The 10,734-nt window shown below is 28.0% G+C and carries 11 protein-coding genes and 1 other RNA gene; 5 read left to right on the top strand and 7 right to left on the bottom strand.

What is annotated here, in order from left to right; all coding sequences use genetic code 11:
* The first annotated feature begins 46 nt into the window (after window positions 1–46).
* The 3 genes from CEE44_01755 (at window position 47) to CEE44_01765 (ending at window position 2,978) form a co-directional block, all read left to right on the top strand.
* Entirely contained in the window at window positions 47–961 is a 915-nt protein-coding gene (locus tag CEE44_01755) for a radical SAM protein (GenBank protein TKJ17238.1), read from the top strand.
* A gap of 76 nt (window positions 962–1,037) precedes the next feature.
* Window positions 1,038–1,595: a hypothetical protein gene (locus CEE44_01760; protein TKJ17239.1), complete on the top strand. Its 558-nt coding sequence runs from the start codon at window positions 1,038–1,040 to the stop codon at window positions 1,593–1,595.
* Window positions 1,596–1,652: 57 nt separating this feature from the next.
* Window positions 1,653–2,978 carry a hypothetical protein gene (locus CEE44_01765; protein TKJ17240.1) on the top strand — a complete coding sequence of 442 codons (1,326 nt, stop codon included), beginning with the start codon at window positions 1,653–1,655 and terminating at the stop codon, window positions 2,976–2,978.
* On the opposite strand, the gene CEE44_01770 is transcribed toward CEE44_01765, so the two are convergent.
* The 3 genes from CEE44_01770 to ffs form a co-directional block, all read right to left on the bottom strand.
* The gene (locus CEE44_01770) at window positions 2,967–3,713 is read right to left on the bottom strand and encodes a ZIP family metal transporter (GenBank protein TKJ17241.1); all 747 of its coding nucleotides are present in this window, start codon (window positions 3,711–3,713) and stop codon (window positions 2,967–2,969) included. The two genes, CEE44_01765 and CEE44_01770, sit on opposite strands and share 12 nt — an antisense overlap.
* Window positions 3,710–4,495 (bottom strand): prolipoprotein diacylglyceryl transferase, encoded by a 786-nt coding sequence (lgt, locus tag CEE44_01775; protein TKJ17242.1) that lies wholly within the window; start codon window positions 4,493–4,495, stop codon window positions 3,710–3,712. Before lgt ends, CEE44_01770 begins: the two co-directional genes overlap by 4 nt.
* Before the next feature lie 11 nt (window positions 4,496–4,506).
* Window positions 4,507–4,779: signal recognition particle sRNA (gene ffs, locus CEE44_01780), an RNA gene on the bottom strand.
* Window positions 4,780–4,880: 101 nt separating this feature from the next.
* Here ffs and CEE44_01785 point away from each other — a divergent pair.
* Entirely contained in the window at window positions 4,881–5,720 is an 840-nt protein-coding gene (locus CEE44_01785) for a hypothetical protein (protein TKJ17243.1), read from the top strand.
* Window positions 5,717–6,133, top strand: a complete 417-nt coding sequence (locus CEE44_01790) for a hypothetical protein (protein TKJ17244.1) — start codon at window positions 5,717–5,719, stop codon at window positions 6,131–6,133. Before CEE44_01785 ends, CEE44_01790 begins: the two co-directional genes overlap by 4 nt.
* On the opposite strand, the gene CEE44_01795 is transcribed toward CEE44_01790, so the two are convergent.
* The 4 genes from CEE44_01795 to CEE44_01810 form a co-directional block, all read right to left on the bottom strand.
* Window positions 6,122–7,096 carry an adenosine kinase gene (locus tag CEE44_01795; GenBank protein TKJ17245.1) on the bottom strand — a complete coding sequence of 325 codons (975 nt, stop codon included), beginning with the start codon at window positions 7,094–7,096 and terminating at the stop codon, window positions 6,122–6,124. The two genes, CEE44_01790 and CEE44_01795, sit on opposite strands and share 12 nt — an antisense overlap.
* A gap of 51 nt (window positions 7,097–7,147) precedes the next feature.
* Window positions 7,148–8,113: a hypothetical protein gene (locus CEE44_01800; protein ID TKJ17246.1), complete on the bottom strand. Its 966-nt coding sequence runs from the start codon at window positions 8,111–8,113 to the stop codon at window positions 7,148–7,150.
* On the bottom strand, window positions 8,110–8,556 hold the full coding sequence (locus tag CEE44_01805; protein TKJ17247.1) for a hypothetical protein: 447 nt from the start codon (window positions 8,554–8,556) through the stop codon (window positions 8,110–8,112). Before CEE44_01805 ends, CEE44_01800 begins: the two co-directional genes overlap by 4 nt.
* A gap of 158 nt (window positions 8,557–8,714) precedes the next feature.
* Window positions 8,715–10,481: a hypothetical protein gene (locus CEE44_01810; protein ID TKJ17248.1), complete on the bottom strand. Its 1,767-nt coding sequence runs from the start codon at window positions 10,479–10,481 to the stop codon at window positions 8,715–8,717.
* Window positions 10,482–10,734: the final 253 nt, after the last annotated feature.

The raw sequence follows: 10,734 nt of genomic DNA on the forward strand, positions 1-10,734 counted from the left end.
AGGACTAACCCCAAACCTTTTATACATTAATTTACTTTCTAACTGTATGAAAACAATATACTTTGAAAGGGCCATATTCATAAACTGGTTTTGCTCTAAACGTGATTGCACTTTTTGTTATTTAAGCACAACTAACAAAAATCCAAATCCTCTAAAAGACAGAAGAACAAAAGAAAGCATCCTAGCAGAAGCTATGATATGCAAAGCGTGTAATTGGCCTATAGAATTCATTTCAGGTGGATGTAATTGTCAATCAGACAAAGAAATTTTAGATATATTAGAAAACATATACAATATTACAAAACAAAAACAATGGTTAAATCTAGGAATTCTAAATGAAAAACAACTAAAACTCTTCAAACCATATGTTAAAGGGGTTAGTGGAACAGTTGAATGTATAACTCCTAAACTAAGGGATAAAATTTGTCCTTCTAAACCATTATATGAGATTGAAGATATGTTTAAAGTGTGTGACAAATTAAAATTAAAAAAATCAATCACAATTGTCTTAGGAATTGGAGAAACTCTAAACGATATTAAACTTCTAAAACAATTTATAAGAGAATATAAAGTTGACAGAGTCACATTTTATAGACTAAAGCCTCAAAAAGAAACAGTTTTTGAAAAAGCCAAACCAATTACTTCAAATTATTATGTTAAATGGGTTAAAGAAATCAGAAAAGAGTTTCCAAAAATAAAAATCATTACAGGTTCTTGGTTAACTCATTTAGATGAACTACATTTATTATTAAAAGCAGGTTCAGATGGAATTACTAAGTTTCCGTCAATAAAACAGTTTAATTCTAAATATGCAAAACAAATCAAAAAAGAAGTTGAAAAAGCAGGAATGAAATTTGGAAGTAATTTTACAAAACCACCAAAAATAACAGCAGAAGGTAAAATACAAATAAAACTAAACAATTATCTAAAAACAATGAACAAACCATATAAAAATATATAAGATATGTTAAAAGAACACTGTAGTTTATTCAATAATTCAGAAAGATTTATATTTTATTTCAAACCTCTATTTCCTAATGAACAAACCTATAATGCTTGAACAAGTAATGGAGTTGGGAGAACATGTTGTTCAGTTCTCCACAAGTCCGGAAATTTCAAACAAGGTTTTGCAACAATTCTATGATGATGTTACTCATGCTTTAAAAATACTAGATCCTGCAATAAATTACGAAAGTGGAATTGATCATATGCAACCAAAACATAAAATCACTGGAAAGTATAGAAGAATAGAGAAGTATTTGCAAGTTCGGAGAGATCCGAACATAAAAAAATTCGACATCCGTAACGTGATAAGACATAATAAAATTGCTTATGTTGAAGACCCAAGTTCACTTTCTCGAGGGGATTGTGGGTCGGAAATCAATGTGGATAAAAACATGTTCAGAGATATTATGTTATTTGAACCTAATCTAGTTGTAACTTCTACCCACCCCATATATGATGTGATTGATTTATTAAATATAATTAAAGATTTTTCTTATATTGATGTTTCTGATAGATACACAGAACAACATTTTAACCTACGTGAAATTGCAGACAATTTAGGAAATGTAGATAGTCCTGGACTTTCTTAAAATAAACTATCTAAAAACAATGAACAAATTTATAAACAAATAACTCATTCAAAATATATGACAAAAGTTCTTCTTGTCCAACCAGTTGAATACAGAAGGTATTATAATTCTAATCCTGATTACAAAAGATATTTTTCAAGAGAATTAGGATTATTACAATTAGCTTCTTTTCTAGAGCAAAACAATGTAGAATGTAAACTAATTCCAGGACACTACAAAAAAGAAGATTTCTATAAAATCCTTAAAAAAGAAGTAAAAAAATATAATATTATAGCAACAACCTGTCTAACTCCAGAGTACAATATTGCCTGTGACATTCTTAAGTTTGCAAAACAAATAAACCAGAACATCAAAACAGTAATTGGAGGCCATCATGTAACATGGCTTGATAAAGAAGTTTTAAAAAATTCTTTTATTGATATTGTAGTAAAAGGAGAAGGGGAACAAACCTTTCTTGATATTGTAAATAATAAAAAAGACATAAAAGGAATAAGCTACAAAAAAAATAATCAAATAAAAACAACTGAAAATCAAAAATCTTTACACATAATACCAAAACTAAACAACAATATTCTAAAAGAATATAACAAAACCATTAAAAAATCAGACATAAAATTTTTCCAATTTAACTACACATCAACAAGAGGGTGCCCTTACAATTGTTCATTCTGCACAGAACCATTGTATTGGGGAAATAGGGTAAGATACAAAGACATTAATCATGTTAGAGAAGAAATTGACACAATCCTAGACAATAAAAAATGCAAAAGAATATTTTTTATGGACAGTAATTTTACAATTAATCAGAAATATGTAAAACAATTCTGTAAAGAAATAAAAAGTAACACATCTTTCAAATGCTATACAAAAATTAATTATTATCCTAAGGAAATAGCCAATTTACTAAAAAAAGCAGGTTTTGATGTTGTTCATTTTGGTGTAGAACATTTTAACAAAGACATTCAAAAATCAATAAACAAAGTTAATTCATTAAGTGATATTAAAAAAACACTAAAAAACGCAAAAGAAGGAAACCAAAAAACAGGAATCTACATTGTTGTTGGTTTGCCAGGAGATAATGTAGAAAGAGCAAAATATAATTATAAATTAACACAAGAACTAGTAAAAGAAAATCTTCTTGATGAAGTCATACCATTCATATTCATACCCTATCCTGGAACAGATCAGTTCAAAAACCCAAATAAATACAAATTGAATATCTTAACAAAAGATTTTTCCAAATATTCAAGAACCCATCAACCAATAATCAGTTATAAAAACTTTACAAATGATGAAATAGAACTTATGTTTAGATTATTCACAGATTATGCTTATGAACTATCTCTGAAAAACCCGCATACAAGCATGTTCTCAGAACCATAACAAAACAAGCATTAACAGAATTCCAAAAACTAAACTTAATAATTGAGCAAAAGATTTTGAACCACTGCATTCTTTATGCATTTCAGGTATTAAATCAGAACCAGCAATATAAATAAAACCTCCTGCAGCTATTGGCAACAAAATTACAGAAAACTCAATAGCTTTATATCCAATTATCAAAGAAACAATTACTCCAAAAACAGATGTTAAAGCAGATAAAAAATTCAACAATAAAGCTTTTGATTTTTTAAACCCGCCATGTAATAAAACACCAAAATCTCCAATCTCCTGAGGAATCTCATGTAATATAACAGCAATTGTTGTAGTAAATCCCAATGGAATACTAATAAGATAACTTGCTCCAATTATCAAACCATCAATAAAATTATGAAGACCATCTCCAATTAGATTCATTATTGCAAATGGGTGTGGATGCCTTTTAGATGTTGGAATATGACAGTGTCTCCAATGTATAAATTTTTCAAGTATAAGAAAGAATAATATACCAGATAAAATCAATAAAGAAACTATTCTTGTTGAACTAATATTTTCCAAAGCTTCTGGAATTAGATGTAAAAAAGCTCCTCCAAATAAAGCACCTGCAGAAAAACTAACCAATAATAATAATATTTTCTGAAGAAACTTAGCTTTTATTGCTAATGTTACAACACCAATGAATGAAATTAAACTTATAATAATCACGCTCAATAAAGAATATAACCAAACATTATTCATTTGAATTTACTCCTTTGATTAGGCTTATAAAGTTTTTGTTTGATTAAAAAATATAAACCAACAATAACAAAAATTACAGAAAGATATTGCCACACAGTCAATCCAATAATCCTTGCATCTTCCCTAACAAAGTCAGTAATAAACCTTAAAACAGAATAACCAATAACAAATGTTGTGAATATTAAACCATTTCTCAACTTCTTAGTATTTTTAATTTTATTAACAAATAACAAAATACCTAATAAAACTACATGTGAAAAAGAAGCATATATTTGATAAGGGTGTCTGCAAACATAGTCTATTTTCGGGAATATAACACACCAAAAAACATTTGAAGGTGTTCCAATTAATTCACCATTTATAAAATTGGCAATTCGACCTAAAATTAGCCCAATTGTAGCTGCTATAACAATTATATCTGCAAATTTTTTCCAATCTAACTTTATTTTCTTCAAATAAAAAGTAGCTGCTAAAAAACAACCAACCAAAGCTCCAAAAAAAGACATTCCACCTTGCCATATCCTAAAGATCTCTAAAGGATTTCTTACAAAAACCAAAGGATCTGAAAATAAAAAATGAAAAAACCTGGCTCCAAGAAGCAATCCTAAAAAGAGAAATAATATCAAATTATCGACTTGATCTCTTGTTATTTTAAGCTCTTTTCTTTTCTTATAAATAAGCCAATAAACCAATAAAAAACCAAAAGCATAAACAATTCCATAAAACCTCACTTCTAAGAAACTTATTTTCAACAATGTTGGATCTATATTGTGGACAAACATTTTAAATTAAGTGGAAGGCGCGTTTGAAAATTGATATTAGAAATATTCAAAGGCAACCCCAACTCTTCCTCCATCCCGCAACCCATTGAGCATCTATCTAATTAGTTAGAGCTGCTCGGTTCCCCGCCTGACTCGGTTTCTAAAAAAACAGATCCCAAAGGACGGAACTTCAACGTCCAAGTTAAGACCTTTAAATATAACCAACACCTCCTCCCAAACTTCGACTCCGTCTAAAGCGTATTTACGGTTACAGGAGAGCGCTAACCCCCCAGTCTAGCCTTCCATAAGACACTAATATTTATGGCTTTTTAAGGATTATGGTTTTAATAGAAAAAAACATAATTTATTTAAACACAGACTTCTTACTTAACTTGAGGGGGATTATATGGAAAATCAAATACTTTTCTTAGGAACTGGAGGGGATGAAGTTATAGTTAGTAAGCAAATTAGAGCTTCTGGAGGTATAATAATAAATACAGAAGGTTATCAATTCCACATTGATCCTGGCCCAGGTGCATTAGTTCAGGCAAAGAAATATAATGTGAATATAAGAGAAAATACTGCAGTATTAGTAAGTCACGCTCATATTAACCATTGCAATGATGTTAATGCTGTTTTAGCTGCAATGAGTCATAATAAACTTGACATAAAAGGTGTATTAATTGCTAACGATACTCTGGTTAATGGTGATGAAAAAACAAGACCCTACATAACAGAATTCCACAAACAATGTGTAGAAAGAGTCATTGTACCTAGTCCTGGCCAAAGAGTAGGTATAGAAAATATTGAAATAGTAATGTTAAAAGCGAAGCATACAGACCCAAAAACAATCGGTTTTAAGTTTATTACACCAAAGTTTATCTTAGTATATTCTTCAGATACAAGATATAATCCTGAACTAATAAGAGAATATGCAGATGCAGATATACTAATACTTAATGTAGTTGGTCCATTTGATAAAAAAAGAGAATTTAATCTTGGTTCAGATGATGCAATTAATATAATAAAAAGAGTCAATCCAAAACTTGCAATACTAACTCATTTTGGAAAAGATATGATTGAAGCAAATCCAGTCTATCAGGCAAGAGAAATAGGCAGAATGACAGATGCCCACGTTATAGCAGCAGATGATGGAACAACTATAGACCCTTTAGCCTACTCATCTAAAACAAGACAAAAAAGATTAGAATCCTTTGAAGAATCTGAAGTTAAAACAGAAGAATGAATTTTGAAAATTTTTCATTAGCTGCAAAATCTTTTATCATGAATGATAATAAATTGTTGATAATAAAAAGATCAGATGATAATGTTCAAAAACCAGGTATATGGGAAGTACCAGGGGGAAGACTAGGTCTAGAAGAAAACCACATAGAGGGTCTTAAAAGAGAAATAAAAGAAGAAACAGGCCTTAATATTGAAGTTGTAAGACCCTTAACATTAAGAAAATTTACAAGGGATGATAATCAAAGAATAGAATTGACTAATTTTCTATGCAAGCTATCAAATCCATTAGACAAAAATATAAAATTAAGTCAAGAGCATACAAACTCTGAATGGATTGGTTTGGATGATGTTAAAAACAAAATAACCTCTTTTTTCTATAAGGAAATTGATTTAATAAAAAATCTAGAAATTTAGATGTTCTTTTAATTCATAATCCAAACGAGCGCCTGTTTGTTCAATAACTTTTGTGGCAGCATAAGACGCTATTTTTCCAGCATCTTCTAAACTAAGTTTATTAGATATACTATACAAAATTCCAGCAGCATATATATCTCCTGCACCAGTTGTATCGACAACTTTTTTAGGTTTATAAGCTTTAAATCTTAAAACTTTATTTTTAGTTTTAATTATAGAACCACATTCCCCTAATTTTATTATTGCTAATTTAACCATACGAGAAACATCTAAAAGTGCTTCTTCTTCATTTTTACCTGTAAATGATCTTGCTTCGTCTTCATTCAAAAACAGAATATCACAATATTTTTTTACTATTTTCTTAAAATCCTCTAAATTTCTTTCTATTAGAGCTGAATCAGATAAATCAATTGAAATAATTACACCATTTCTCTTAGCTATTTTCATAGCATGTAAAGATGCTTTTCTAAGATTTAAATTTTCAAGCATATATCCTTCTAAATGTAATATTTTGCTTTTCAATAATTCTTTTTTATTAATATCTTTTTTACTAAATTTCACAGCACTTCCAAGATATGTTATAAATGTTCTTTCAGAATCTTTTGTTATTAATGAGATTACATTACCAGTACCAACATCATCTTTTTTCAGATCACAATGAACTCCTTGTCTCATCATAATCATTTCATAGTCAAATCCTAATTTATCGCGTCCTACTTTTCCTGTAAAAAAAGATTTCCCGCCTAAATTAGCTACACCCGCAATAGTGTTTGAAACAGAACCTCCTGCTTGTTTTTTAGAATTTTTGTTTTTTAAAAAATTTGTAACAAAACTAACATGCGCTTCTTCAACTAAGTGCATTGTTCCTTTTTTTAGTTCTAAATCATTAATATCCCTATCGTCAACTTCAACTAAAGTGTCCATTAATGCATTTCCTATTCCAAAAACATCATATTTTTTCATATATTAAAACTAAAAATTAGCACTATTTAAATCTTCCTATTGTAACTACTCTTAAGAAGTTATAAATAAAGAGTCAAACTCTTCTAAATATTTCTGAGCAATCTCTCTATTATGTATTATTAATATATTCTCATCATTTTTTGTATTGGCAGATTTGGTTGGATTATAACTGCCAGTTATAACAGTCTTATTGTCTATTATAAACACCTTATGGTGCATGGTATAAGGGTTTGTATCTTTTTTAACTATTATTCCATTCATAACCAAATTGTTATATTGGTTATATTGCATGTTTGTTCTTTTTGATTCCAGAACCCCTTTTACATCTAAACCTGCTCGTTTTTTTAGAGCTAATAATTCAACAATATCAAAATCTGTAAATGAAAATATCATAAAATATATACTCTGAGTAGCTTTTTCTAAAATATCAAGAACGTGTTGTTTACAATTATCTTCAGGGCAAAAATAATTTTCATATTTTTTATTATTTAAGTAAACAATTGGTTCTACTGTTTTATGACCTTTTCCAAAATTATAATTCCATAATTCATTAAATTCTAATTCATAATTATTAGCTAAGTTTCTAGATTCAATAATAATAACATTATTGTTATTTTTATAAGCTCCATTGTTAGTAGGATTAAAGCTTCCTGTCCATAAAATTTTATTATCAAACACACAAAATTTATTATGAGTTAATTGAGAAGAGGTATCTTTAATAATTCCTCTTCCACTCATCTTTTTGTCAAAATTAGTATTATCAATTACAACTTTAATATCAATCTCTTTGCTTTTTTCAGATAAGGTCTTTAAAACATTCTCTAAATCTATATCGAATAAAGCGCAATGTACACTTTTATCTGAATTATTTATATATCCTATTAACAAATCTTCACAAGGATCATAAGGACAAAAAAACACTAAAGGTTTTTCTACTATTTCTTTTACCACATTACCAGTAATATCATACACACAACCGCTTATAATAAGAATTATTAATAAAAATATTAATTTCATTTCAAAGATTCTATACTTTTTGCTAAGCTAAACCTTGTCTGAGGATATGATTTTTCAAGACTATCAAGAAGCTCTTTTATTTTTTTATTCTTCTTATTAGGACTAAACTTAATATGATTATACCTGGAAAACAACAGCGCCTCTTTGTCTGTTATTGTTCTTAATAATTTAATTTCTTTGACTTGTTTTTTCTTTTTATTATAGAATAATTTTTCAAGAAAATCATTGCATTCATCATCTAAAGTGTATTTTATAACCTTCTTATTGGCCTTTTTTAGATCATTTGTAAATGTCTTTGGCAAAGTGCCTATGATTTTATCTATAAAAAATCTGCTTAATTTATCCTTAACATATATCCTATCATTCTTCTGAAACAGCTTATTTACTCTTATATCTTTTCTTATTCTTTTCTCTATATTTTTAAAAAATTTTGATTTTTCCATAGAGAAATATACAATATATTCAGTATATTAATCATTTGTTACTACTTAGGAATGGAATAAAAACGAAAGATTTATATATAAGTTATACCACTCTATAGTAATATAAATATCACCTCTTTTTCCTAGGACACCTCTTCGGAGGTCTCCTGGGTTTTAAATCATTTCTTAGGCTTTTTCTTTCCTATCCATATACCTATCAATAATCCAGAAATAAAGATTAAAACAAAACTCACAACATTATTATCAAAGTCAATATTAAAATCAATCTTCTTACTTTTTTCTTTAAAATATATATCTAAGTTAGACAACTCCAAACTATATTCAACAAAAAGCATGCTCGAAAAAATATCCCTTTCTTTTAAGTCATTTGCGTATTCATAATAAGAATACCCTATTACAGGGAATACTCCTTCTCGTTGACCCTCTATTATATTATTTTTAATAATATCTAATTTTTGATTAGTTACATCAAGCAATTGTGATTCTTCAACCCCAATTGTATTCAATATTAGATCAGAATTTGCTTTTGCTTTTGATGCCTTAAACAAACACAATTCATAATCTCCATTCTCTAGGTCATTTTTAGCCAAATTAATCTCTTTTTGTGTATCTTCAAAATTATTTAAAGAAAAAGTATTTAGATAATTATAACGCTCTTCTGCTTCATAGATCTTATCCATACATGATTTTTTTATATCTTCTTCATTTATTACAAATTCTTTTTGGCCTTTATCAAAAAAAACAGACCAGGAAATAGCAGAATTTAATCTTTCCATGCCATAGGATAAATAATAGATCTTTTCTGTTGTGTTTTCTACATCTAAAACCTTATCTATGTTTTCTTCAGCCTCAATAATTCTCTCTTTTACAATCATATATGTTTCTAAATCTGTTATTGTTTTAAGTTTTTTCTCATCAATAACCTTATTCATATTAGCTATGTGGCTTTTTATTTCAGTTATTTTTGTTAATATTTCACTATTAGTTAGATCTTCTTGTTTAAGTGTTAAATAAGCAAATTTTGTATTTGCTCCAAAACAATAAGATGCTGCAGAATAATACTTTTCATTTTCTACTGCTTTTTTGTATCTTTTGGTTAAATTAACAGCATTCTCAAAAATTTTTTGATCACTATCCTCAAATTCATTAATGGATAATTCTTTTTGAAAATTAAGTGCTTTTGAACACAAACCATTTGTTACAGATTTCATTGTTTCCATATACTCTTTGTCTATCTCTAATGTTTGATTCAATTTTTTTATTTCTCTTCCAGTTATATAATATAAAACTTCATCTATTGTAGAAACTTCTAAAACATTTACCCCTTTGCTTTTTCCATATTTTATCAAATCAATAATTGATTTATTTTCTATAGATATATTGATTACATAATCTGCTATTGTAATATTTTCAATTTCAGCTGTTCTTTCTCCGTGTGGGATTAATATTGTGATAATTCCAATTTCAGAAGCAGCATCTATCTTTTCTTTTAATCCACCAACAGGACCGATTAATCCTCCAGAATTTATAGTTCCTGTTATTGTTATGTTTTCATTTAATTCTAAATTTTCTAAAGCTGCAATTGTCAATAATGTAATTGCAGCACCTGCAGAAGGCCCGCCAACAATAACAGAATCGGATTTTATAGTATAAATAAAATCATAATTACTGCAATCAAAATCTATTTCTGAACAGGCAATTTCTTTTGCAAATCTTGTAGACATTTGTGTGTCAAGTTTTGTTAGAGGATAAGTATCAAGAAAGATTCTTCCTTTGCCTTTTTGTATCTCTAAATAAAGATCTGCAGTTGAACCTTCAAAACCAGATGTTGTTTCTCTAACAGCCAACAAAGGTATATGATACTCTTTTGCATATACAAAAGGCATTATCAACAAAAACATAAGTAGAATAATTATCTTTTTCATGGGAATAATTTGTTATTAAAGATATATAAAGATTACTAAATTGATCATGATATTTTTATGTTGATTGTATATTCTAAAACAACAATCTTTATATACTATTAGTACTAATTAAGGTATAATTAAGTATTTAATTAATAATATATTAGTACTAATATGGTAAAAGTTGTAGTAAATAATGGACAGTATAAGATAACTATTCCTAAAGAACTAGCTCTAGCTAAAGGCTGGAATAAGAAAACAATTCTAAGATTTG

The organism is Candidatus Woesearchaeota archaeon B3_Woes, assembly GCA_005222965.1.
GTDB lineage: Archaea > Nanobdellota > Nanobdellia > Woesearchaeales > B3-WOES > B3-WOES.

Coding starts and splice junctions, on each gene's coding strand:
- CEE44_01755 (TKJ17238.1), top strand. CDS start 47: ATGAAAACAATATACTTTGAAAGGGCCATATTCATAAACTGGTTTTGC.
- CEE44_01760 (TKJ17239.1), top strand. CDS start 1,038: ATGAACAAACCTATAATGCTTGAACAAGTAATGGAGTTGGGAGAACAT.
- CEE44_01765 (TKJ17240.1), top strand. CDS start 1,653: ATGACAAAAGTTCTTCTTGTCCAACCAGTTGAATACAGAAGGTATTAT.
- CEE44_01770 (TKJ17241.1), bottom strand. CDS start 3,713: ATGAATAATGTTTGGTTATATTCTTTATTGAGCGTGATTATTATAAGT.
- lgt (TKJ17242.1), bottom strand. CDS start 4,495: ATGTTTGTCCACAATATAGATCCAACATTGTTGAAAATAAGTTTCTTA.
- CEE44_01785 (TKJ17243.1), top strand. CDS start 4,881: ATGGAAAATCAAATACTTTTCTTAGGAACTGGAGGGGATGAAGTTATA.
- CEE44_01790 (TKJ17244.1), top strand. CDS start 5,717: ATGAATTTTGAAAATTTTTCATTAGCTGCAAAATCTTTTATCATGAAT.
- CEE44_01795 (TKJ17245.1), bottom strand. CDS start 7,096: ATGAAAAAATATGATGTTTTTGGAATAGGAAATGCATTAATGGACACT.
- CEE44_01800 (TKJ17246.1), bottom strand. CDS start 8,113: ATGAAATTAATATTTTTATTAATAATTCTTATTATAAGCGGTTGTGTG.
- CEE44_01805 (TKJ17247.1), bottom strand. CDS start 8,556: ATGGAAAAATCAAAATTTTTTAAAAATATAGAGAAAAGAATAAGAAAA.
- CEE44_01810 (TKJ17248.1), bottom strand. CDS start 10,481: ATGAAAAAGATAATTATTCTACTTATGTTTTTGTTGATAATGCCTTTT.